The sequence below is a fragment of the Paenibacillus sp. JMULE4 genome, assembly GCF_013337105.1.
Lineage (GTDB): Bacteria > Bacillota > Bacilli > Paenibacillales > NBRC-103111 > Paenibacillus_G > Paenibacillus_G naphthalenovorans.
This window is the reverse complement of the sequence record NZ_SGWF01000010.1, coordinates 131,510-155,485: the sequence shown is the minus strand read 5'-3', so window position 1 is coordinate 155,485 and position 23,976 is coordinate 131,510. Positions and strand designations below refer to the sequence as shown.

At 50.3% G+C, this 23,976-nt stretch carries 23 protein-coding genes; 3 read left to right on the top strand and 20 right to left on the bottom strand.

What is annotated here, in order from left to right; translation table 11 throughout:
- The 11 genes from EXW96_RS02985 to EXW96_RS02935 form a co-directional block, all read right to left on the bottom strand.
- The gene (locus tag EXW96_RS02985; protein ID WP_302621093.1) at window positions 1-1,164 is read right to left on the bottom strand and encodes an acyl-CoA dehydrogenase family protein; all 1,164 of its coding nucleotides are present in this window, start codon (window positions 1,162-1,164) and stop codon (window positions 1-3) included.
- Window positions 1,161-1,907 carry an ABC transporter ATP-binding protein gene (locus EXW96_RS02980; RefSeq protein WP_306274216.1) on the bottom strand — a complete coding sequence of 249 codons (747 nt, stop codon included), beginning with the start codon at window positions 1,905-1,907 and terminating at the stop codon, window positions 1,161-1,163. The genes EXW96_RS02985 and EXW96_RS02980 overlap by 4 nt, the downstream gene beginning before the upstream one ends.
- A complete protein-coding gene (locus EXW96_RS02975) occupies window positions 1,904-2,674 on the bottom strand; it encodes an ABC transporter ATP-binding protein (RefSeq protein ID WP_054817210.1) in 771 nt (256 codons plus the stop codon). Before EXW96_RS02975 ends, EXW96_RS02980 begins: the two co-directional genes overlap by 4 nt.
- Complete coding sequence (locus EXW96_RS02970) at window positions 2,649-3,677, bottom strand: branched-chain amino acid ABC transporter permease (RefSeq protein WP_174349831.1); 1,029 nt, start codon at window positions 3,675-3,677, stop codon at window positions 2,649-2,651. The genes EXW96_RS02975 and EXW96_RS02970 overlap by 26 nt, the downstream gene beginning before the upstream one ends.
- Window positions 3,678-3,693: 16 nt before the next feature.
- Window positions 3,694-4,575, bottom strand: coding sequence for a branched-chain amino acid ABC transporter permease (locus EXW96_RS02965; protein WP_137670068.1), 882 nt, complete (start codon window positions 4,573-4,575; stop codon window positions 3,694-3,696).
- A gap of 93 nt (window positions 4,576-4,668) precedes the next feature.
- Entirely contained in the window at window positions 4,669-5,862 is a 1,194-nt protein-coding gene (locus EXW96_RS02960; RefSeq protein WP_174349830.1) for an ABC transporter substrate-binding protein, read from the bottom strand.
- Window positions 5,859-7,442 (bottom strand): long-chain-fatty-acid--CoA ligase, encoded by a 1,584-nt coding sequence (locus tag EXW96_RS02955; protein WP_174349829.1) that lies wholly within the window; start codon window positions 7,440-7,442, stop codon window positions 5,859-5,861. The genes EXW96_RS02960 and EXW96_RS02955 overlap by 4 nt, the downstream gene beginning before the upstream one ends.
- Window positions 7,443-7,491: 49 nt before the next feature.
- The gene (locus tag EXW96_RS02950; protein WP_174349828.1) at window positions 7,492-8,673 is read right to left on the bottom strand and encodes an acetyl-CoA C-acetyltransferase; all 1,182 of its coding nucleotides are present in this window, start codon (window positions 8,671-8,673) and stop codon (window positions 7,492-7,494) included.
- Between the two features lie 11 nt (window positions 8,674-8,684).
- Window positions 8,685-9,464, bottom strand: coding sequence for an enoyl-CoA hydratase/isomerase family protein (locus EXW96_RS02945; RefSeq protein WP_174350058.1), 780 nt, complete (start codon window positions 9,462-9,464; stop codon window positions 8,685-8,687).
- Window positions 9,465-9,483: 19 nt separating this feature from the next.
- Window positions 9,484-10,341, bottom strand: coding sequence for a 3-hydroxyacyl-CoA dehydrogenase family protein (locus tag EXW96_RS02940; RefSeq protein ID WP_174349827.1), 858 nt, complete (start codon window positions 10,339-10,341; stop codon window positions 9,484-9,486).
- Window positions 10,342-10,452: 111 nt separating this feature from the next.
- Complete coding sequence (locus EXW96_RS02935; protein WP_174349826.1) at window positions 10,453-12,678, bottom strand: helix-turn-helix domain-containing protein; 2,226 nt, start codon at window positions 12,676-12,678, stop codon at window positions 10,453-10,455.
- A 398-nt stretch (window positions 12,679-13,076) separates the two neighbouring features.
- Here EXW96_RS02935 and ybaK point away from each other — a divergent pair, with 398 nt between their 5' ends.
- Complete coding sequence (gene ybaK / locus EXW96_RS02930; RefSeq protein WP_137670065.1) at window positions 13,077-13,553, top strand: Cys-tRNA(Pro) deacylase; 477 nt, start codon at window positions 13,077-13,079, stop codon at window positions 13,551-13,553.
- Between the two features lie 33 nt (window positions 13,554-13,586).
- Here ybaK and EXW96_RS02925 read toward each other — a convergent pair whose 3' ends face one another.
- The 6 genes from EXW96_RS02925 to cyoE all read right to left on the bottom strand — a co-directional run bounded on the left by EXW96_RS02925 (window position 13,587) and on the right by cyoE (window position 18,717).
- The gene (locus EXW96_RS02925; RefSeq protein ID WP_174349825.1) at window positions 13,587-13,769 is read right to left on the bottom strand and encodes an SDR family oxidoreductase; all 183 of its coding nucleotides are present in this window, start codon (window positions 13,767-13,769) and stop codon (window positions 13,587-13,589) included.
- 186 nt (window positions 13,770-13,955) lie between these two features.
- The gene (locus tag EXW96_RS02915; RefSeq protein WP_137670064.1) at window positions 13,956-14,915 is read right to left on the bottom strand and encodes a D-2-hydroxyacid dehydrogenase family protein; all 960 of its coding nucleotides are present in this window, start codon (window positions 14,913-14,915) and stop codon (window positions 13,956-13,958) included.
- Window positions 14,916-14,954: 39 nt separating this feature from the next.
- Window positions 14,955-16,229 carry a nickel pincer cofactor-dependent isomerase, group 22 gene (locus tag EXW96_RS02910; protein WP_174349824.1) on the bottom strand — a complete coding sequence of 425 codons (1,275 nt, stop codon included), beginning with the start codon at window positions 16,227-16,229 and terminating at the stop codon, window positions 14,955-14,957.
- 173 nt (window positions 16,230-16,402) lie between these two features.
- Window positions 16,403-17,413: a 2-hydroxyacid dehydrogenase gene (locus tag EXW96_RS02905; RefSeq protein ID WP_174349823.1), complete on the bottom strand. Its 1,011-nt coding sequence runs from the start codon at window positions 17,411-17,413 to the stop codon at window positions 16,403-16,405.
- Window positions 17,414-17,531: 118 nt separating this feature from the next.
- On the bottom strand, window positions 17,532-17,609 hold the full coding sequence (locus tag EXW96_RS28450; protein WP_375256437.1) for a LacI family DNA-binding transcriptional regulator: 78 nt from the start codon (window positions 17,607-17,609) through the stop codon (window positions 17,532-17,534).
- Window positions 17,610-17,799: 190 nt separating this feature from the next.
- Window positions 17,800-18,717, bottom strand: a complete 918-nt coding sequence (cyoE, locus tag EXW96_RS02895; RefSeq protein ID WP_174349821.1) for a heme o synthase — start codon at window positions 18,715-18,717, stop codon at window positions 17,800-17,802.
- A gap of 145 nt (window positions 18,718-18,862) precedes the next feature.
- On the opposite strand from cyoE, the gene EXW96_RS02890 reads away from it, so the two are divergent.
- Both EXW96_RS02890 and EXW96_RS02885 read left to right on the top strand, forming a co-directional pair.
- Window positions 18,863-19,468, top strand: coding sequence for a TetR/AcrR family transcriptional regulator (locus EXW96_RS02890; protein WP_174349820.1), 606 nt, complete (start codon window positions 18,863-18,865; stop codon window positions 19,466-19,468).
- 195 nt (window positions 19,469-19,663) lie between these two features.
- On the top strand, window positions 19,664-20,419 hold the full coding sequence (locus EXW96_RS02885) for an IclR family transcriptional regulator (protein WP_054817200.1): 756 nt from the start codon (window positions 19,664-19,666) through the stop codon (window positions 20,417-20,419).
- Window positions 20,420-20,496: 77 nt separating this feature from the next.
- Here EXW96_RS02885 and EXW96_RS02880 read toward each other — a convergent pair whose 3' ends face one another.
- The 3 genes from EXW96_RS02880 to EXW96_RS02870 form a co-directional block, all read right to left on the bottom strand.
- Window positions 20,497-21,597: a zinc-dependent alcohol dehydrogenase gene (locus EXW96_RS02880; protein WP_174349819.1), complete on the bottom strand. Its 1,101-nt coding sequence runs from the start codon at window positions 21,595-21,597 to the stop codon at window positions 20,497-20,499.
- A 94-nt stretch (window positions 21,598-21,691) separates the two neighbouring features.
- Window positions 21,692-22,684 carry a PhnD/SsuA/transferrin family substrate-binding protein gene (locus tag EXW96_RS02875; RefSeq protein ID WP_174349818.1) on the bottom strand — a complete coding sequence of 331 codons (993 nt, stop codon included), beginning with the start codon at window positions 22,682-22,684 and terminating at the stop codon, window positions 21,692-21,694.
- Window positions 22,685-22,695: 11 nt separating this feature from the next.
- Window positions 22,696-23,955 (bottom strand): MFS transporter, encoded by a 1,260-nt coding sequence (locus EXW96_RS02870; protein WP_217437232.1) that lies wholly within the window; start codon window positions 23,953-23,955, stop codon window positions 22,696-22,698.
- Window positions 23,956-23,976: the final 21 nt, after the last annotated feature.

Genomic DNA, 23,976 nt, shown 5'->3' with positions numbered 1-23,976 from the left:
TCAGGATAAAATTTCTTTGGCGATAACGACACGCTGAATTTGGTTCGTCCCTTCATAAATTTGCATAATCTTCGCATCCCGAAAATATTTCTCGACCGGGTACTCGCGGATAAAGCCATAACCACCATAGATTTGTACGGCGTCCGTTGCTACCTTCATGGCCGTATCCGCAGCGAAGCACTTGGCGAATGAGGCGTGCCTGACGGAAGGACGGCCTTCCTGCAGCAGAAACACCGCTTTTTGTACCAGCAAACGGGACGCTTCAATATTCATCGCCATGTCAGCCAGCATAAATTGAATGGCTTGCAGATCGGCGATCGGCTTCCCGAACTGCTTTCGCTCTTTTGCATATTGCACAGCGGCTTCATAAGCGCCTTGGGCGATTCCGACCGCCTGCGAGCCGACCATCGGTCTGGCATACATCAGAGCCTTCATGAATATTTTAAAGCCCTCCCCTTCAGCGCCCAGACGTTGGGCCGACGGAATCTTCACGTCCTCGAATAGAACGGATGCCGTGTCGGATGCACGAAGTCCAAGCTTTTTCTCTTTCTCTCCCACAGAAACACCTTCAGCGTCCCGTTCGACGATAAACGCGGTAAACGCTCTTGATCCAGTTTCGCCTTTCAGCTTGGCGAGCACGACATAAAAATTCGCTACGCTGGCGTTGGTGATAAAGCACTTTTCCCCATTCAACACGTAATCGTCGCCGATTCGTTCTGCTGTCGTTCGCAGCGAGCTTACATCGCTGCCGGCGGCAGGCTCCGTCAGCGCGAAAGCCGCATACTGTCCTTCTTCCGTCAGACGACGCAAATAAACGCGCTTTTGCTCCTCCGTTCCTCCCACCAGAATCGGATAGGAGGCCAACGAATTCGCATCCAGGCTGGTCGCAACACCGGCACATGCTTTCGCGATTTCCTCCATGATTAACGCATGGGATATCTTATCGATCCCCGCACCGCCATACGCTTCGGGGATCGCCAGATTAGACAGGCCGGTCTCGTAAAGCTTCTTCATGATTTCCGCAGGGAAGCTTTCCGTTTCATCATAGTGTCTTGCGTGAGGCGCAATCTCCTGCGAAGCGAACTCTCGCGCAAGCGATTGAATCGCTTCCTGTTCATCGGATAGGAAGAACATCCCTTTCACCTTCGTCTGTACATCACTCATGCATTCACCGCTCCTTTGGTTTCGTGAACTGTACCAAGATATGTCTTTTGAACCATCGGATCGTACAACAGATCAGACGGTTTGCCTTCCAGTACGAAGGTTCCCCGATCCATCACATACACCCGGTCTGCCACCTTCAAGGCGGCTTTTACATTCTGCTCCACCAAAATGACCATCGTCCCGAGGTCGTCCCTGATGCGCTGCAAAATGACAAGGATCTCCTTCACAATGAAAGGCGCAAGTCCCATAGAAGGCTCATCGAGCAAAATAATTTTCGGATCCGCCATCAGCCCTCGGGCGATGGCCAGCATTTGCTGCTCCCCACCGCTCATATTGCCGGCCGCTGACTTATAGTGCTTCTTCAAACCGGGGAACATCTCCAGCATCGCTTCCAGCTTCGACTCCACCGTGTGCTTCTCTCGCTTATATTTGTGATACATGCCAAGAATCAGATTTTCTCTGACGCTCAAGCTCGTAAACACCTGCCTTCCTTCGGGCACAAGGCTGATCCCTTTGCGGACGACCTGATGCGCCGGCAGATGCTCGATCCGATCTTTCCCCAGGAGAATCTCTCCTTGCGCCGGCTTATATAAGCCCGCGAGAACCCCAAGCAGCGTGCTCTTCCCTGCGCCATTCGCTCCGATGATGGATACCATCTCGCCCGGATGGACGGACAGGCTGACCTGATGCAGCGCGCGGATGCGGCCGTGGTAAGCGGTAATGCCGTTGGCCTGCAGCATCATTCCAACTCCTTCCCTAAGTAGGCGTCGATCACCTTAGGATGGTTTCTTATTTGCTCGGGGGACCCCTCGGCAATCTTGACCCCGAAATCGATAACGACGATGCGATCCGCAATTTTCATGACGGCGGCCATGTCGTGCTCGACAAAAAGAAAAGAGTGCCCCTTATTTTTCATCTCCAGCAGGAACGAAGCGAGCCGGTGGCTTTCCCCGTCATTTAAGCCCGCCATCGGTTCGTCGAGCAGGATCAGATCCGCCTTCAGCACAATCGCCCTGGCCAACTCCAGCAGCTTGCGCAAACCGTAAGGCAGGTTGCCGGCAATCTCCGCCTGTTTGTCCTGTAAGCCAACCGATTCCAATGCCTGAAGCGCTAAAGAAGCCGCGGTTTCGTCGTCTTCTTTCACCACCGGCAGCCGAAAGCCGGCATTGAAGATCGTCGTTTTGAGCTTTGTATGCGTACCGAGCATGACATTTTCCAGCACCGTCATGGACTCGAAAATTTGCAGATTTTGGAAGGTCCTCGTGATCCCCTTCGCAGCCAGCCGGTGAACCTGCGTTCCGGTTAATTTCTCTCCCTTGAACCAGACCTCGCCCTCGCTTGGCTCCAAAATAGAGGAAATCATGTTAAACAGCGTCGTTTTGCCCGCTCCGTTCGGACCGATAACCGCTACGATCTCTCCTTTTCGAACGTTGAAAGAAACACCGTCCACCGCTACAATGCCGCCGAAACGTTTGGTTAATTGCTTAACTTCCAACAGTGCGCTGTCCATGCGGCCCGCCTCCTTCCGGGAGCTTCCTGCGTCGGAAGCGTTCCTGTATTGCGCCGATCATCGGCAGCAAGCCTTTGGGCATAAACATCATGACGAGAACCAACAGAAGACCGTAAATGATAATTTCAATTTCTCCGCCGACATCCATTACCATCGGGACATAATGGCGCACGCCTTCCGCCAGCACCGTCATCACGAAAGCGCCAAGGATCGCGCCCCAAATCGGTTGAGCCCCTCCGACAACGACCATGATCAGCAGTTGGATCGATGCCAGCACGTAAAATGTTCCCGGTGCGAGAAAATTCATAAAATGGGCGTACAAGCTTCCGGCTGCAGAAGCAAAAACCGCGCTTAACACAAAAATTTGCAGCTTATATTTCAATACATCTATTCCCTGCGTGAGCGTCGCGATCTCGCTGTCGTGAATCCCCCGAAGCACCCTGCCGATATGGGATTGCACTAGATTAATGCAAAACGATGCCAGGAGAAGCACAATCCCCCATACGAGAAAGTAATAATTCCATTCCCCGCGAATGTCGAAGCCGAATACCGAAAATTTCGGAATCCCGGTTAAACCCGATGCCCCGCCGGTCAGGTCGTACATGCCTAAAATGACGATGTATACGATAATGTTAAAACCGATGGTCGCCAGCGCCAGAAAATGCTCCTTCAGCTTCAGCGTTGGAATGCCGACTATAAAAGCAATCAAACCCGTCAACAGAATCCCGGCCAGCATCGCCGCAAGCGGCGCAATCCCGTACTTCGCGGTCAGGATGCCCGAGGTATACGCTCCGATTCCAAAGAAGGCCGCATGCCCAAGCGAGATTTGACCCGCATATCCCATCAGCAGACTTAATCCCAGCGTAATGATGCTGTAAATCCCGATCAGCACCAATACCGTCAAATAATAAGGAGAATGAAAAAGGACCGGCGCAAGCACGATGAGCGCCATCAGGATGAAAAGCGGCTTGAGCCGGCTGGCATACAGCGTTTGCTTCTTCACAAGACTCCCCCTTTCTTTAGACCCGTTTTCCGGTTGCTTTACTCATCATGCCGTTCGGTGAAATGAACAAGACCAGCAGCAGGAAAGCAAAGCTGATCGCATCGCTGTAGGAAGTGGAAATGTACCCTCCGCTGAACGCCTCGATCACGCCAATCAAAAAACCGGCAAAGACGGCGCCGGATATGTTGTTCATCCCGCCGATGACCATGGCCATAAAGCCCTTTAGGCCGAGCAAGAGGCCCATATCGTAAATGGCTCCTGTGATCGGAGTCACCACGATGCCGGCCACAGCGCCGACCGCAGCGCTGACCGTAAACGCAAAAGCTGACATCGATCGGGTATTGATTCCCATTAGCTGCGCGGCCTTGGGGTTGATGACGCATGCCTTCAACGCCGTGCCGAGCACCGTTTTTTCAAAAAATAAATACAGCATACCCAGCAGCAGCATCAGTGTCGCAAACACCCAGATGCTTTGCGGAATCAGGACGGCGCCCAGGATCATAACCGGCGAGCTGTCGGAAAACGGCGGAAGGCTTAACGGCGTGTTTCCCCAAATCAGCAGACCTGCCCCCCTGAGCACGATCGATACGCCAATCGTAATAATGATCAACGTTACAAAATTCGCATTTCTGACCGGATAGACCGTCGTTCTCTCCATGAAGAAACCGAAACAGGCCGTAAGAACAATGGCCAGTATGATACTGAAAACCAGCGGAACCCCCGATTGAACGAAGGATACGCATAGAAGAGCTCCAAGCATCGTAAACTCTCCTTGCGCAAAGTTAATCACGCCGGTTACATTATAGATGGTGACGTAACCGACGGCGATAAGCGCATAGATGCTCCCCGTCGTGAGGCCCGTAATGAGATATTGCAGAACTTGGCTGATCGTATCCATTTTGTCCCCTCTCTTCTATATGAGATATAGACACATCGCACCGACCGGAAACGATATCCTATGTGTCTTTATCCCTCCGGGTAAACCGTAACATTATCTGGCCGGTTCCCAGCCCTGCTTCGCTACCCGCAGCAGCGCCAGCCCGTCGCCTGCCGCCGCGTCATGAACATCCGCGCTGAATTCGAACGTTCCCGTGACACCTAGGTGCTTTCCAAGACCGCTCTCAATGTAATCGCGAATGGCCTGCGGACTTTCATGGCCATTGGAGATGGCCTTGAGCACCAGTTGGATTCCATCGTACATATACCCTCCGAACGGCCCCGGGGAGGTACCGTATTCTTTTTGGAATTCATCATTAAACTTCATTAACAGTTGTTTTTGTTCCGAATCCGGAAGGGCATCCAGAATATTCATTTTGCTTCCGATCGCCAACACCCCTTCCCCCTCGGCTCCGACCTGCTTCAGGAAGCCTTCATTGCTTACCGCGTGGCTTTGAATCATCGGCACGTCAAACCCGAGCTGGTTGAAATTTTTGGCGATGATGCCCGCCCCCGGTGGACGAGACCATACGATGACGGCGCCGGGTTTTTTCGGTTTAATTTTGGTCAGCTGTACGGTCATATCGGTGGCTGCCCCGTCGAAATCCTCCACCGCGACAATCTCGATGTGATTCGCCTTCGCCAGCTCCTTGAAAATCGGCAGACCGCTTTGGCCGAAGGCATCGCGCGCATTCGTCCAAGCAACGCTAGTGATGTTGTTGGATTTTAAATAATCAATGATCGTTTGCAGCACGGTGGCGTTGCTTTGCGTGACCTGGAATACATACTCGCCAAGCACCTCCTTGGATAAAGGCGCCAAGGCAATCAGCGGCAATTTGTTTTCCTTCGCCACTTCGCTGATGGCTACGCTCGTGCTGGTTTGCGTCCCTCCGACGATGGCGACGACTTTATCCTGCGATACCATTTTTTTTGCGATAACGACCGCGTTGGTATCGTTCGTTTCATTATCGCTGATGATCAATTCCACTTTTTTACCGTTGAACAACTGCCCTTCGATCTGTTTCTTAAGCAGTCTTGCCGTTTCAGCTTCAGGTTTGCCCAAAGAGGAAGCAGGTCCCGTCTCGGAAACGATGACACCGATTTTGATGGTTTGCGCCGATCCCTCCGATGGGGTTGCTGGAGCAGCCGTATTCTCCGGAATCGAAGATGCAGAGGAGCAGCCGACCGTTGCAATCCATAGAGTCAAAGCCATGAGTGAAGTCCACAGCCATCTTTTCATCTTCTTCATCTCAACTGACCCTCCAATTCGATTTTCAATTGCTGTTGCAAATCCATTTTTTTGATTTTTCCGCTTGGCGTCATGGGAAACTCATGCATAAAAACGATTTTGTCGGGCGTTTTATAATCCGCCAGCCGCTCACGAATAAATTGCTTCAATTCTTCGGCTTCTACCTTCGCGCCGCTTTTCAACCGGACTGCGGAGCAGGTGATCTCCCCCAGGACCGAATCGGGAAGTCCGACGACCGCCGCTTCCAGAATTTCCGGGTGCTTGTATAGCACCTCCTCGATCTCCCTTGGATAAATGTTGTATCCTCCTCGAATGATCATTTCCTTGCTTCGGCCTACAATGCGGATGTACCCGTCCTTATCGAGCGTGGCCAAATCTCCCGTGTATAACCACCCCTCATCGTCAATCACCGCCTTGGTTTCCTGAGGCATTTGATAATACCCTTTCATCACCCCGAATCCACGGCAGGCTAATTCACCGACCTCTCCGAAGGCAACCGGTTCCCTTTGTCCATTGACGATTTTCACCTCCGCTCCCGGCAGCACTTTTCCGACCGTCTCGGACCTGATCCGATCATCATCGTTGAAATCCGTGATGGTCAGCGTCGGCGAGGTTTCCGTCAGCCCGTATGCCACCACGATATCGCATCCCATGTCCGATCGAATCCGTTTGACGACTTCTACCGGGCATGGGGCTGCGGCAATAATGCCTGTGCGCAGGGAGGAAAGGTCATAAACGGAAAACGCCGGATGGTTCAGTTCGAGGATAAACATCGTCGGAACGCCGTGGTGTATGGTAATTCCCTCGTTTTGTATCAATTCCAGCACATCTTTCGGCTTGAATACGTCCACAAGCACCATCTTTCCGCCGCAGGCGAAATTGGTAAGAATGCTTGGCGTAATACCGAACACATGAAAGACGGGAACCGCCACCAGCATAACGTCATCCGGTGTACAGCGCATCGATTCCGCGGTGATGGCGGCCGTATGCACAACGTTCGCATGAGTAAGCATGACACCCTTCGGCCTGCCGGTGGTTCCGGAGGTATATAGAATCCCGAAGACATCCTCACGCCGGTCGATCGCTGCAAAAGTAAGAGGCAGATGCTTTCCTCGTTCCAGCAGCTGATGATAAGAAAGCATTCCAGGCCGTTCGAACCTGACCGATACCATCTGCTGAAGCGTCTTCGATGACTTCAACAAGGTGGAGAATTGCTCATAATGAGGGACGCCGCCGAACTCATCGGTACAGAAAACCAGCTTCGCGCCGCTATTGGACAAGATATATTCCACTTCTTCCTGCCGATACCGTGTATTGAATGGAATCAGGATCGCACCAAGATGTGAAAGAGCCAGGTAGATCACGACAAACTCGTGCCAGTTCGGCAAACAAACCGCCACCCGGTCCCCCTTCTCCACTTGAAGATCCTGCAGCGAAGCAGCCAGCTGTATCGATTCTTCACGAAGCTCTTGATAGGTCAGCCTTCGGCTGCGATCATAAATCACTTCTTTGGAAGGATTTAACTTGTAAGCCCTTTCAAATAACTCTGTAACGGTAAGTCCATAGCAGTCTTGATACATTGATGATTCACCCCTTGAGACTTTTTATGATCCCATCCCTGCATCCGGTTCAGACTCGCTCCCAGATCGCTGCGATCCCTTGGCCGCCGCCGATGCATAAGGAGGAAATGCCGAATCTTTGGTTTCTGCGGCGCAGTTCGTACAGTAAGGACAGCGTGATTCGGGCACCGCTGGCTCCGAGCGGATGGCCTAACGCAACGGCGCCGCCATTCACGTTGCCTTTCTCGGGATCAAAATCGAGCTCCTGCCGGCAGGCGAGATATTGAGCTGCGAACGCTTCGTTAATTTCAATCAAATCCAACTGCTGAAGGGTCATTCCCGCTCTTTGCAATGCCTGGCGAATGGCGTCGGCGGGTCCGATGCCCATCATGGCCGGCTCCACGCCTACAATGCCCCACGCCACCAATCGCGCGAGAGGTTTTAAGCCGCGCCGGATCACCGACTCCTCCGAAGCGATGACCGTTACGGCCGCGCCATCATTCATGCCGCTTGCGTTGCCGGCCGTGACGACGCCGTCTATCGTAAATCGGGAGGGAAGCCTGGAGAGGGCTTCCATCGTTGTCGATCGAGGATGCTCATCCCGGTCAACAAGGATATCGCCTTTTCTCCCTTTTACCGTATAAGGAACGATTTCTTCCGAAAAAATGCCTGTTTCTATAGCCTTCAGCGCTCGCTTCTGACTCCGGACGGAGAAAGCGTCCGCTTGCTCTCTGGTAATCCCGTATTTAACGGCCAGGTTTTCTGCAGTGGTCGCCATCGTGCAATCTCCATAAGGATCGTAAAGCGTCTCCCACAAATAATCCTCCATGGGAGCTTTGCCAAGCGGAATACCCCATCTGGCGCCCCGGATCACATGCGGCACCTGGCTCATATTTTCCGCGCCGCCGGCAAGCGCCAAATCGGCCTCTCCCAACAGAATCGATTGGGCCGCACTGATGATCGCCTGCAGGCCGGAACCGCAGAGGCGGTTCACCGTAAGCCCCGGAACATGCTTGGGGACACCCGACTTTAAGCCGACATGTCTTCCCGTATAAACGGCATCCGGGCTGGATTGAATGACATTGCCGATCACGACCTGATCGATTTCCTCCGGCGATACATTGGATTTTTCCATCGCTTTACAGGCGCATGCCGCGGCCAGATCAATAGCCGTGACGTCCTTGAAGGAACCCCCGAATTCACCGAAGGCGGTTCGCGCGCCGTCGATGAGATAAACCTCGCGTTTTGCCATCACTTCTCCTCCTAACGTCCTGAGAATTGAGCTTTGCGTTTCTCTACAAAGGATTGCATGCCTTCCCTGCGGTCCTCACTGGCGTATGCGTTCCCGAAGCATGCCATTTCCAAATCCAGTGCCGTCTGGAGGTCCGCATGATATCCCGCGTTCACCGCCGTTTTCATCATCCGCATCGCCACCACAGGCTTTTCCGCAAGCTTTTTCGCAAGCGCCACGGCTTCCGGGAGCAATTCCGCAAGTGGAACTACCCGATTCGCCAGTCCGATCTCCAACGCTTTAGCCGCATCGATCATCTCGCCGAAATAGAGCAGTTCTTTGGCTTTTGCCTGACCAATCAGCCTTTGGAGCCTTTGTGTTCCGCCCCCGCCGGGAATTATGCCGAGATTAATCTCCGGCAATCCGAATTTGGAATGCTCCGAAACCAGTCTTATATCACAGGTGAGTGCCAATTCGCAGCCGCCGCCGAGCGCCAGACCGTTGATCGCCGCAATGACCGGTTTGGACAGGGATTCTATCTTGAAGAATGTGAGCCGGGACATCTGGCAAAATTGCAGCACTTCGTTGGCGTTCAGGTCCATCATATCCTTAATGTCCGCGCCGGCAGCGAATGCCCTGTCTCCTGTACCGGTAATAATAACGGCTTTGATGTCCGCATCCTGCTCCAGACGATCGAACAGATGCGACAGCTCACGAAATAATTGTCCGTTTAGAGGGTTGTACGGAGGGCGATTCAAGTAAACGATCGCGATGTTTTCTTTTACAGCCAGTTCTATCGTTTCATAGGTCATGTCCGGTTCACGTCCCTGCTTATTTGTTGTAATCATACCATCCCGCCCCCGTCTTCTTTCCTAACCGTCCGGCGCGCACCAATCGGCGTAAGGATAAAGGCGCTGCAAAACGGTCATCCTTAAATTCCTCATAAAAATAATCCATGACGTTCAGGCCGATATCGACGCCTGCGAAATCCTGGAGCGTAAATGGCCCCATGGGATAGTTCAAGCCGAGCACAATCGCTTTATCCACGTCTTCGGGCGACGCCACCCCTTCTTCCACTAGACGAATGGCCTCGATAAACTGAGGAATCATGACCCGGTTGACGATAAAGCCCGGGCTGTCTTTCTTGACCTCGATCGGGTCCTTCCCGAATCGAATCGCTAATTCCTTCAATTGCCGAACGGTATCGTCGCCCGTCTTGAAGCCGCGTACCACCTCTACCAGCTTCATCACCTGAGGGGGATTGAAAAAGTGCATCCCCGCCACAAGGTGCTGGCGTTTGGTCGCTTCGGCCAGGACCGTGACGGACATCGAAGAGGTGTTGGAAGCGATAAGCACGTCTGGCGGCAGCAGCTCGTCGAGTTGGTGAAACAATTCCTTCTTTGCCTCCAGGTTTTCAATAATCGCCTCGATAACGACTTGTACCGGTTTCAACTCTTCCAATCGCGTCGTAAATACGATACGGGACAGCACCTCCGCTTTTTGGTCTGCTGTCATCTTCCCTTTCTCGACGGATTTATCCATCAGCGTCTCCATGCGTTGCCTCGCTTTGTTCAAGAACGCGTCCGCCACGTCGCATAAAATGACTTGGAAACCGGAAAGCGCGGCCAAATGGGCAATGGCGCCTCCCATCGTCCCCGATCCCACTACACCGATCCGTTGAATGTTCATCCTATCAGCCTCCTGAGTCTGCTTGAAATCTAATGTAACCGCTTACTGAAATCATAAGGGTATGGAGGCTCATTGTGTATCTTCATTTTGTAGGAAAACCGAGCGTCATTTTCATCGAATTTGCGGAAGAGTGAATCGATGAAGGTCGAATAGCTTATAGGCCAGCATGAGATTGAAACGCTGATCCGAATCGTTTAAATCGATCTGCAGCAAATCCCGGATTTTATCAAGTCTGTAGAGCAGTGTACTTCGGTGGATAAACAGAGCGTCCGACGTTTCTTTGATATTTCCGTTACGTTCCAAATAGACGCGCAGGGTATGAAAGAGGTCTGCCCCGTTTCCGTCAAAATGCAGCAAGGGTGACAATTTTTTCTTTACAAACAACCGAATGGATGACATATCGTTGATCTGGTGAAGCATGGTATAGGACTCAAGCTCCTCGAACAGGGCAACCCCTGTCTTGACAAAGCGATGTCGAACCAAGTTATTCGTTTGCACCGCCTGTTTGTATGAATCGTTATAATCTTCAATTCGGTTGGTTTTGCCTCCGACGCCGATATAGATTTGAATGGACGGATTGACCGAATGGGTGATCTTTTTCAGGCTGCCGAATACCCTCTTCCAATAAGGCTCGGTTCCCTTTGTTTCGTTCGTAAGAGGACTGATGAGGATAAATTCATCCCCTTTGCGAGACGTCATCATATTCGTATATTCCGAACTGATTTTGAATTTGATTTGGTCCCAAAGCTTTGATTTGGTCTCTTCGCGGTCAATCAGGTGCAGATGATCCCCCTGCTTCTCTGGCAAAGTCATGGACAGCACGGCGACTCTGTGGGGATCCATAATATTCCAATGGGTGAGACTTGCATATTGAACGATCTGATTCAGGTCCTCGATCTGATGTGAAAACAATTGGTTGATGAAGCTCTCTTTCACCTGTTCCTTAGCGTCCAGGACCAGCTTTTGTTTAATGAATTCATTGGCAAACAGGCTTATCGCGTTGTTAATGGTCAACCGATTCACGGAATCCCACAATTCCGGCCGGGAAATCACAACGAAATAGCCAAGCGATTGTCCGACGCCTGTAACCGGCCAAATTCCCAAAGTCGGCTCCTCATTTCCCGGCAGAGCAAGCCAGAGCTCTTTCGAACGCAGTGCAGCAATCTTCATTTCATGTTCTTTCACTGCTTGCAGGATGGGATTCAGCATGTCTTCTTCCCCGTGAAGGAAACAGTGTGAAATCGGGCGGATAAAGCGATCCAGCAGCAGGATGGAGCAGCCGAACAGGGAGTTCACGGTTTTGGTCATCTGGCCTAACGATTCCTCTTCAATCGCTTTTTTCATCAGCTCTTGCTGATGGTACATAATGCGCTGCAGCCTGGATCGGCTTTCGATCTCATTTTGATAAAGCCGGGCGTTCTCAATCAAGGTCGATACGTGTAAAGACAAAAACTCCAGCAGATCCAAATCTTCTTCCGTAAAATATCCGTTCTCTTTGCCGCTGACGTGCAGCACGCCGATCGTTTTCAAATTCACGACCAGGGGCACGGTCAGTTCGGTGCCGCCTGCCAGTTCGAGATAAGGGAAAAGGGTCATGATCGTGCTGTTTTCGTCCATTATGAGATGTTCCCGGAAGGTTTCCAAACCAAAGCTTGGAGGCTGATAAGTAAAACGGAAATGTTGATCGTCATATAAATAAACGCAGGCGGATTGAGCCATCGTCCCCTTTACGGCGCGGTCCACAATTTTTTCAACCATTTGCTCAATCGATGAACCGGGGAAAATATTTTCCCTCAGCCATTCCATCCCTTTGATTTTCCGTTTTTGCCGTTCTTTCTCTTTAGCCAAACCGATCGCAACCGCCACGTCCCTGCCGAATTCCACGAAATACGTTTCAGCTTCCAGAATCAGCGGAACAAAATTGCGAAAACCGATGATACAGAGTCCAAACGTTTTTTCCCGCTCTTTCAGCGGTACCGTAAACCAGGTGGAGAGATTTTCCGCCTCCAGCGCCATGTGAAATTCTTCTTCCCCCTCCCCGATACTGCCGTTGGGCCCCCATAAGGCTTCCTGCAACAGCTTCGATTCCGAAGGGACTTGAAAATAAAGCGCCGTCTCCACCTGCCGTGTCTCCCCTTTCCAGGCTTTCGGCACAAGAAGGTTGTCTGATTTCAAGAGAATCGCTACAAAGTCGCATGTAAACTCCATCCAAAACGAATCCATCAAGTAATTCAGCGTTTCCTCCAAGGTATCGAACTTCACCAGCTGTCTTGCCGTGTGCCGAAGATGGGATTCAATTTTCTGTTTCAGTCGTTCACGCTTGTTCATGTTGTTCATAAAGACCCCCTTTATGTTGGATATCGATTTATAGCGGCGGCTTTGTAATGGAACATCCCCCTTAACGGTAATTTAACGGAAATCGGAAATTTCGGAACTTCTCAATCGTTTTGGTTTGATGGGTATCGGCCTAAAGGAAATGAATTGAAATCAGGAGGCTTTTTGTGACTGAACATCGATGAGTTCATGACGAGGCGGGTGTATTTATTGCCAACATAGGCACAGCAGTTCATTCAGCGTTTTTTTTCATGGCGTAATCTGAACGTTACATCCTATGACGTAATCATAAATGAAAACACTTCAATGATCAAACCATTTGCGTAATCCCTGCATCTATACCGGCCAACCATCCCATGATATGATAAGTGAAATACAGTTCCGGAGGTCCGACGGAGAAAATGTCAACGAAAACCAATGCTTGCCGAATCTTGGATTCCCTTCACATTTCTTATACTTTACATGAATACGAATGGGATGAAAATCAACTCGATGCGGTCATTGTTGCAGAAAAAGTCGGTGTCATGCCCCGTCAAATGTACAAAACGCTAATACTCCGCGGGGATAAAACAGGGATTATCGCGGCCTGCATTCCAGGGGATAAAGAATTGGACTTAAAAACATTAGCCAAGGCAAGCGGGAACAAAAAGGTGGAGATGGTTCCGGTGAAAGAAATTCAAAGGCTTACAGGGTATATCCGCGGCGGCGTCTCGCCGCTCGGAATGAAGAAAAAATACCCTTTATATCTGGATAAAACCGTAACCGGCGTGAATCCTGTCAGTATTAGTGCAGGTAAGCGGGGACTTCAAATCTTTTTGGACGGGAAAGATTTGGCGGCCGCGTCCGGGGCGTTTCTGGCAGACATTACAAATGGATAACTTGAAAAAGGATAGCCTGCTGCAGACGGCAGTTCAGATCCTCGGGTTTGCCAGACGCCCCAGCGGAATACGATTCAGAACCTCTTCCTTGAATGCCGGATCTTCGAACATCGGTTCGGTCAATGGGGTTTTAATGAAGGTGGGTGCGATCGCATTTACATTAATTCGATCAGATGCCCATTCGGCGGCCTGACTGCAAAAAAATGCGCTTTTCAAATTTAAATCGAGCGCAGTTTAGCTATCTCGCTGCCTATGCCTTGACTGGCCCCGGTCACCACTGCGGTCTTGCCAGTGAGATCGAATAATGCATTGATGTTGATTTTCATCTTCTTTCCTCCTCCGAGCTTGATCAGGACTGGCAGATTAGAGAAAAACATCCGCAATATTCTGCGGATGTTTGGTTCAGTTGAGTTTACGGATAGGCGAGCCGGATAAAAAGGCCTGGATATCTTCCACGGCTTCCCGAAAGTAGGTATGATAATTTCCCTGAGACACGTATCCGAGATGGGGTGTCGCCAGAACATTGGGCAGCTTTCGAAACAGGCTGTCTTCCGGCAAAGGCTCGATGTCAAATACATCGATACCCGCGCCGGCGATCCACCGGTTCTGCAAGGCCTCGATGAGCGCCTGCTGATCCACAATCGCCGCCCGTGAGGTATTGATCAAATATGCGGAAGGACGCATCCGCCGAAGCTCTTCTCTGCCGAGCAGGCCTCTCGTCCGATCGCTGAGCACAAGATGGATAGAGACAATGTCGCTGCTTTCCAGCAGTTCTTCTTTGGAGGCTGCTAACCGTACTCCTGCAGCATCGGCCTGCTCTCGGGTCAAATGTTGGCTCCAGGCAGCCACCTCCATCCCGAACGCTTTGCCGATGCGAGCCACCTTGCTTCCGATCTTGCCGAGACCAAGCACGCCAAGCTGCTTGCCATGAAGATCCGTTCCGATGGTGCTCTGCCATGGACCGTTTGTCCGAAGGGCGCTGTTTTCTTGCACAATATGACGTGCAAGCCCAAGGATCAATGCCCAAGTCAGCTCTACGGGAGGCTCGGATTTGCTCCCCGTCCCGCAAACGACCACACCGTGCGAAGCCGCAGCCGCAAGGTCTATGGATGCATTCCGCATGCCGGAGGTGATGAGCAGCTTTAGCTTGGGCAAACGTGCAAACAGCGATGCCGGAAAGGGAGTGCGTTCGCGCATGATCACGACGATGTCTTCATCGCCGAGCAGACTGACGAGCTCCTCCTCCCGATCCACATGCCGAACGATCGACCGGACTTCTACCGACTCCGAAATGGTCGACCAGTCGGCCATCGTTAGTGCGGCTTGCTGGTAATCATCCAGAATTGTACAACGAAGCTTCATTATTCCTTTACACCTCCAGTTGCAGTGAGCCAGCCGAATTCAGCAATGAAACAGCGGCTCCCCATTGGCAAAAGTAAGCTCCACCGGCTCCGAACTAATCTCAATGTTCGGGTTGGCCCTGGCTTCTTCCAATAAGGGCTCGCTAATGATTATCTCGCCCAGCTCCAGGGTGTTTTTGATCCATACAATCTTATGCCGGTAAGGTTCAATGCCATTACACATCTTGACCGCGATGCGCAGAGCGTCCTCCGGCGTGGACGCCACCATCGGAATTTTGACCGGGGCGGATTCCGTACTGGTGAACGCATTCGTATACATCGAAATGAAGTCAATCTTATCGAACAGCTTGCGGGTAATGACGTCTGCCGTTCCCACACCATTCGCGTTGCCATGCGTTTCTTCCGTTAAATCAAAAATGACGCAATTCTGAAACTCGGGACCACCGCTGGCAAACTTGGTGATATAAAGTCCCGTGACGTTCGGGTCCTGTCCGTCGCCGCTGATGTTTTTGCCGATCTGCTCAATAACCAATACATCAAATTTGGGAAACAGGATCTTTCCCATTTTATTCTTGCTTTCTTCCAGCAGGGCTTTTTCTCTTTCCAACGCAATCGCATCCTGCTTGGGTATGACTTCAATTTTATAGGTTTCTTCATACGCATTCTCGACGATGGATACGGAAAAAAGAAATCTGGTTTTTTCGGCAATCATGCGGCCGATGGATGGAATCAGCTCTGCAAAACGCCCAAATCCCTGACGGTGTACAAGATCGGTGCCCGCTTGTTTTCCAAGCCCGATGACGAGCATTTTGCAAATCCCGCTCTCGACTTCGCCACGGAACGCCGTATGTGCTTTAATTCTCGGAATGATAACGATGCCGTCGGCTTCCAGCGCGCTTTTGGCGACATAGACCTCAAGTCCCGGCTCAATCTCGCCAATCGATTCCACATCCATCGACGCATCGATCTCCACGCCCATGGTCTTCTCGGAAATGCCATAAGCCTCCAGGATTTCGGCTTGTCCCTCCGGCGTCGCTCCGCCATGACTCCCCATGGCCGGGATAATAAACGGGTGCGCACCCGCCTGCTTCAACTGATCGACTACGCATTTGGTAATCAGGTCGATGTTATGGATTCCCCTGCTTCCTACACCTACAGCGATCCGTTTGCCCGAAAGATTCTCCAGATAAGGGGCCATATTTTTTTGAATCTCTCCGGGAATATCGTCCAGCTTCTGACGGTCAAAATGTTGTTTGACTTTAACAAACCGGGGCAGTTCAATTTTAGGGTATAAGCTCAAATCCAGCGATTGCACAGTTTTCGTCCTCCTTTATAACTTCACTCAGCTGACTGGGGTTCCGCGCCATCGGATACCCAAATTTTAACATAAGCTCTCCCGAAAGTATGCGTTTCCTTAACATTTCATGTCCCAGAGGGATACCCTCCTGCAGAGTCACGAAGTAATCGCCTATACGATGGTCCCGGATGTCATCCCCACTTCTTCTGACTTGATGCCGATGGAATAACCTCCGGATTAATCAAGTCAACCGGTATTTGTCCTGACAAACCGGCTACAAGGTTCCTGGCGGCCTTCTCGGCCATTTTGGAACGGGTTTCCAATGTAGCGCTTCCAATGTGAGGCACGGTCACGACATTTCGCATTTGGAGCAATGGATTGTTTTTATCTACCGGTTCTTTTTCAAAAACATCCAGCGCGGCGCCTGCGATCCGGCCTTCCTGCAGTGCGCGGATCAAGGCCTGCTCATCTACGGTTGCTCCTCTTGATACATTAATAAATATAGCATCGCGCTTCATGAGGTGAAACTCACGCTCGCCGATCAAGCGGGTTGAACTCGGGCCCAGCGGAACCAATACAACCACATAATCGGATTTTTGCAGAAGCTCATCCATAGAAGTATAAATGACCCCTAATCCGGCCTCGGCGGCAGGCTTCCTGGAACGGTTGTAATATAAAATATTCATATCGAAGCCCTTAGCCCGGCGGGCTACCGCTTCTCCGATCCTACCCATCCCGATGATGCCGAGCGTGGAGCCGTAGACGTTTTTCCCTAGCAATAAACTGGGCTTCCACCCTTCCCACTGCCCGCTTTTTACAAAATGATCCGCTTCTGCAATCCGTCTGGCCGCGGCCATAAGGATGCTGAAGGCAAGATCGGCCGTCGTTTCGGTCAACACCCCGGGGGTATTGGTCCCCATAATGCCCCGTTTGGTCAGTTCTGCCAGATCCAAATTGTCGTACCCGACGGCAATATTGCTTATCACCTTTAAGCGAGGCGCATGCTCGAGTATGGAGGCTTCAATCTTCTGGCGGGAATAAATCATAAGCCCTTCCGCATCTTGAAGCCCCGCGATGAGTTCTGCGTCAGAAAGCTTCTCTTCTGCATCCCGGTAGTCTACCTCGCAATATTCTTGAAGGTAGCGGAGCGCTTGTTCCGGGATTTGGTTGGGGACAAATACTTTTGGTCTGCTTCTGCTCATGTATAAAATTCCTCCTGGGCTTCCACAACAGATGTTGGGTAATCGCTTTCTTTGTTTTATATTATAAAACTACGTTTTATTTCTTGTTCACATAGAGACGTGTGCGAGTCCCAAGATATCAAGGCAAAATATAATGGCTCAAGCCTCTTGAAACGGTTGCAGCGGACACGCCGGCTAAACCGGCTATTTCTTTCATGGTGATATGGGACATATTCACCCCTCTGGCGTAATCGTTTTCTCAATTATAGTCTTATCATAATGTTCCAGTCTGAATTTGTAAATACATGTATTTAAAATCGGATAATCGGATAAAGTCTCTACTAAAGAACCGATAATCGTCTTCATTTTCTTGCAAAAACTTAATCCATTCGTCCTTGTTTTCATTTTTATAAATTCAAAAGAATTCCCATCAGAGAATAGATGATTACCGTTGAAAATAAGATCGTCATATGAAGAAGGGAATAAACAAACATTGATTTTGCCCATCTCTCTGAATCCATCTTTTTATAACCGAAAATACTTAAAATAAGCCATAGAACACTTAAAAGAAGAGCTACTAACATAAGACCGAGGCTTAAAGACCCAAAAAGAAAACTTGCTGCAATTAAAACAATTAAATAAATATTCGTTTGTATATATGTTCTTTTTATGCCTTTGACTACGGGAAGCATAGGAACCTTCGCGGCCTTGTACTCATCGTGCTTCCGAATAGCTATAGCATAGAAATGCGGCATTTGCCAAATCACTGTAATCACAAAAAGACCAAGAATGGCTGGATGTGTGATGTCCGGATAAATTGCGGCCCATCCTATGAGTGGCGGCATCGCCCCGGAAATACTGCCAACCTCCGTATTATAAATGGTTCTTCTCTTGCTCCACATCGTATATGGGACAACATAAAAAAACAAACCTAGAAAACCTAGGAATGCTGCAAGGAGAGTTGTTAATGCAAGAGTCACTATTCCGAAGACAGACATGAAGATACCCAGCCATAATACTGCTTTGGGCTTTATTTCTCCTGTTACAGTCGGCCTGTTTTTCGTTCTCTCCATAATAGAATCTATATCTCGGTCGTATAAGTTATTAAAAGCTCCGGCTGCCCCCATGACTAAAATCGAACCAATCAAAGCAAATATCATTTCCGGGAATTTCTCTAAAAGACGGATTTGATATGTATATAATGCCAATGTTAATCCAGCAAACATCGGAATCAAGTTTGATTTAATAATCCCTGTTTTCATCGTTTGTGCCAAAATTTTGGACAAAGTCTGTTTCTGCGTTGCAAGGTTTTCTTCCCTCCGCATGATTCCCCTCTTCCCCTTTATTGTTGATGGTTACTTCCAATAATAATTATCTATTATAATTTTCATACTGTTTAGTATTTATATACTATATGGTATGTTAATGTTATATGGTATGATTGTCAAGAGAAAGAGGGAGGGAAGAGAAATGATCAGACGAAGATTAACCCATGAGGAGCGAAAAAAGGAGACTCGGCAATTACTTTTAGAATCAGCTGTCGAGACCTTTGCTCAATTAGGCTTTCACGGAGCTTCTGTTGATAAAATTGCAGAACATGCCGGATTTAGCAAAGGGGCGGTTTATGCTCATTTTAATTCCAAAGAAGAGCTCTTTCTAGCCATATTGGAACAACAAATGAAATTACATGTGAACAACATCCATCAAGTAATAGACCAACAGCATTCATTTTCACATTTTATCGAAAACATGGATGAATATTTCCTTTCAGTTAGGCAGGAAAATCGAACATGGAGCATGCTTAACATGGAATTTTTTCTTTATGCGATGCGTGAAGAATCGGTACGTCATAAATGGTCTAACCTGATAACAGAATCGGTGGAGCAAATTTCCAAGGCCATTGAGAAATTGAAGTCGAAAGAAAATCATAAGTCTACTCTGTCTACGAATGAACTGGCTTGGACGATTCTTTCGTTAGAAAATGGGTTGGCTATATTTTACTATATTAGCGAAGACCGTGTGCCCCGTAATTTATATGGAAAAGCACTGCAAAATATGCTCCTGTCCACACGTTAGAAAAATAAGAAAACCCTCTAATCGAAATTGGAGTATGAGATTTTCAATGAGACTTCTGAAGATCGCAGCGGCTGCTGCCGCATTCCGTTTCTCTATACGGCACAAATAGGTTTTACCGACCCAAAGGGTATGTCATAATGATCGTGAAAACGAATACATGCCGGCCGGAAAATTCTGTTCAAGGTGGTGTTTTCTTTGGCGCAAAAAGAACCTCTTTCTTCCGTTAACAATGCGATCCGTATCTTGCGGGAATTTACTTTAGCGGATAAGGAGCTCGGCATCACGGAATTGAGCAAGCGTTTGGGATTGGCGAAAAGTACCATTTTCCGGTTAGTCAGCACACTCCACGGCAACAATCTTGTAGAGAAAAACAAGTACACGCATAAATATCATTTGGGGATCGGCTCCTTCGAGCTTGGTTTTGCCGTATACCATGGCAATGAGCTGCGCTCGATCGCTGCGCCCCTTCTAAACAAGCTGATGACAACCTACCGTGAGGCGGTTCATTTAGGTGTCTATGATCGCGGAGAAGTCGTATTTTTGTGCAAAATGGTTCCTGACGATCATCATGGAACCGTATCGAAAATAGGAAAACGCATACCAAGCCACTGCACCGCTTCAGGCAAAGTGCTTCTTGCCGTCCAGGCTGAGCAGGAAATCAGCCGCGTCATTGAACAAGGACTTGACCGGCATACACACAAAACCATTACTAGCGGCGAAGCGCTCCTCGAACAACTGCGCGAAGTGCGCAAAAGCGGCTATTCTACCGGAATGTCCGAGTATAAGGACGGTATTTGCTCCATAGCCGTTCCGGTGCACAGCAGCACCGGTCTGGTCATTGCAGCCGTTAGCTTTGCCGTAACCAAATCGTATTTGTATCCCGTACAGGTACAAAACTATGTCAAAGATCTGAAAACCTGCAGCAGACTAATCACCGAGCGGCTAAGTTAAGATATGCCTGATCCGATACGTGATATTGTTGCCGATTTACGGGATGGATTCGATCCATCCCGTTATTTATTGTTCCATTATCTTTTCTTCCCGGGCGATACGGTGACAAGAAGCGGACCGGGTTCGCCTTCTCCCCCCGCCGTTTTTAAAGCCAAGTCCGTTTCCTCCAAAGCGAAATCGTGAGAATTCATGATCCGCAGCGGAAATTTGCCCGATGCGATAAAATCGACGGCCATTTGTACCGATGTATAGCTGTGTCCCCTTACGCCTTTAAGCTGAAGTGTTTTCGTGATGACCGAGTCGATATCGAATTCGGGGATCTTCGTATATTTGTAAGCTCCAAACATGACCATACCGCCACGGCCGGCCGCAGCCACGGAGGAGATGACCGGCTCTGACCCGCCGGAGGTTACATCGATAACCACATCGGCCATCCGGCCGCCTGTGATTTCATGGACCCGATCTTCTAAACTTTCGGCTTGAATATTCACGATATGATCTGCACCGAGGCGTCTGGACAATTCAAGCCGCTTCATACTGGTAGATCGTCCGGTGACGATCACGCATTCAGCCCCGGCCGCCTTGGCTGCAAGGGTACAAGCCAACCCTTGCTGGCCGGGCCCCTGAATGACCACCGTTTTCCCCGGGCCTACACCGCCCTGCAGCAGCATCCATTCAAACCCGTTGGCCAGAGGCAAGGTGAGGGCGGCTTCTTCCGGAAGAACATGCTCAGGCATGGCATGCAGCACCGAGTTCGGATGAAGATACATAAACTCGCTGAAGCCGCCCCATAAGGACGGCTGCCGATCCACAGGCGTAGCACCGTATCGGATGCCGCCGGTTCTCGGATCCGTCGACGGGCAGGAGCGATACATGCCTATCCGGCAGAAAGAGCATTGGCCGCAAGGGATATATTCCTCGAGTGCCACCCGATCCCCCTCCTTCACCCCCCAACGCGCAGCCGCCTTTTCCCCTACCCGCTCAATAAAGCCGACGATATGGTGACCCAGTATGCGGGGAGATTGCGATTTCTTATAGTAGGACACATCCGTTCCGCACACGCCTACGGTTTCGATGCGAAGCAGTCCGGAATCCTCCGTTGCCTCCGGCAGGTCAAATTCCTGCAGCTCCGTCCTTTGAACTCCGGCCGCAACTGCGGCCAATGAGGTTCGCTTCATGAAATCAGCCTCCTTTCCTTCATCCTCATGGTTTACCCCGCCTTAGATAAGTGCTGCTCGGAAATGGTCGGCGTTTTCTTTGGACCTTGTACCATTAGATGGTGTACTGCTCCAAGGTCGACTTCACAAATAAATCTTCCACTGAAAGCTTGGTTTTGATAAGCCCCTGTTCATGAGAATAGTGGACCAACGCTTCCAAGGCAGCGCGGTTTTTCTCTAATCCGTAAGGCCAGAAATCATCGCCCATCAGTTGCTTCGTCCGTTCGACTTCCGGCACCAGCCAAGGCAGCGTCACTTTTAAGGCCGCGGTTTGATTGAAGCCCTCGTACACCTTGTTCTTGGCTTCGACGAACGCCTGATACAGGTTTTGCGCGGCCCACGGGTACCGTTCCAGAATTTCGTTGCGAATAGCCACAACATGCATAATCGGGAAAATGCCGGTTTTGCGGAAATAATCTTTTTCAACGGATACGTAATCTTCGAACAGACGTTCTACGCGCGGCGACCCCTTCAAGAAGCAGGACGGCGCCCGAGGAGCAATAAACGCGCCCAGATCGCCGTTCTCCAGCATTTGGTTTAGTGTCTGCTCCGGACCGATCGGCTGCAGGCGAATGTCCGCGGGCAGCTCCAGCTTGAACTTTTCGACACGACCGGGCGTCTCCTGCCCTCCATAGAACCACTCCACCTCGGTCGGATGAACACCGTATTCATGCTGCAAAAATCCGCGAATCCAGACGCAAGCGGTCAACTGATACTCGGGAATACCGATGCGCTTGCCTTTTAACTCCTCCGGTCGACGGATTCCCGCTTCAACATTCACATAAATCCCCGAATGACGGAAATACCGCGACGGAAATACCGGAATGGCCGTAAAATGGGGAAATCCGCGGTCCCTCGCAAGAAGATAGGAAGAAGCAGACAGCTCGGCAACATCGAATTCCTGGTGGCGCATCATGCGGAAAAACGTTTCTTCCACCGGCATGCTGAGAAAGTTCAGTTCAATGCCCTTGGGACGGACGGAACCGTCCATTAACGCATGAACACGATCGTAGTCCCAGCAGGCGAAGCTTAAATTCAGTTTAGCCATGGAAATCCTCCTTATGTAGATATGGAATGGTGATTACCGGTTGATGACTCCTCTTGTGGCGCAAACCAAATGAGCAGGTTCGCAATGATAATCGTACCGGCCACAAAATAAAATGCCGCAAATAAACCGAACTTGTCGGAAATGATGCCTCCAAGCAAGGGGGATACCGATTGGCCCAGGGACTGCATGCCGAACAGGATGCCTATGCTGGTCCCGGCCATTTTTTGGGGAGACGATTCCATTAGCCAAGCCTGCATCACGGGACGGACCGCATAGAGAAAAAATCCGAGAACCGCGATAAATACGATGAACAACGGCGATTTGCCAAAAGCCGCCATAGCAATCAAAATAACGGCGGATACCGTCATGCTTGTCGTCAATACCTTTTTGCGTCCCCATTTATCGGACAAATGACCGGATATCGGAGCGGCGATAAAGCCTCCCATCTGGAGCAGGAATATGCCTGATCCGACCCACAAAGGGAAAAAATCCAGCTCATGCGCCAAATACAACGGAAGAAAGGTAAGCAGCGCGTTTTGCGTCATGGAACGGAAGGCGGAGCTCGTTGAAATGAGCACCAGGCTGCGGTTTTGTACCAGTCCCTTCAGTCCGTTGAAATATTCCTTTACGGTTTGTCCCTGCTTCTCCTCGCCAGCCCTCGCCTTTTGTTTTTTGAGGTCCAATGGTGAATTCCGCAGCATGATCACAATAAGCAGCGCGATGATCACGCCGGGAACGATATTGAGCACAACGATTTGCCTCCATGTAAATAGAGCCAGCATCGCACCTATCGCAAGCGGGGCGAGCGCATCGCCTGCATGGGCTCCCATGCCGTGAACTGAGAGGACAAAGCCTCTCCGCTCCGGATAGCGCTGCGATAATGCAGGGATCGCCGTCGGATGCCACAGGTTGTTGCCTATGCCGACCAGCGAGATGCAAAGAAGCAGCATCCAGTAGGTACTCGTGAAATTCATGAACAAGTAGGGAAATCCGACCCAGAAGAGCGATAGTGCCATCAGAAGACCTTTTTTGCCGACCGTATCGACCAGCATGCCTCCCGGCACATTGGAAATCGTGCTCGCCATATATTGAAACGTAATGAGCATGCCGGTTTCGGTATAGCTGAGTCCCAGCTCTTGGCCAATCACCGGAAGCAGCATATAAAAGGTGGCCGGATACCAATGGGTTAATCCGTGACCGATCGTGATCAGCCACATGTCCTTCAAGGAAGGCGACGGCGATGCTGCGACGGGTTCAGTCGATTCGCTCAAACGATGAAATCCCTCCTTTGG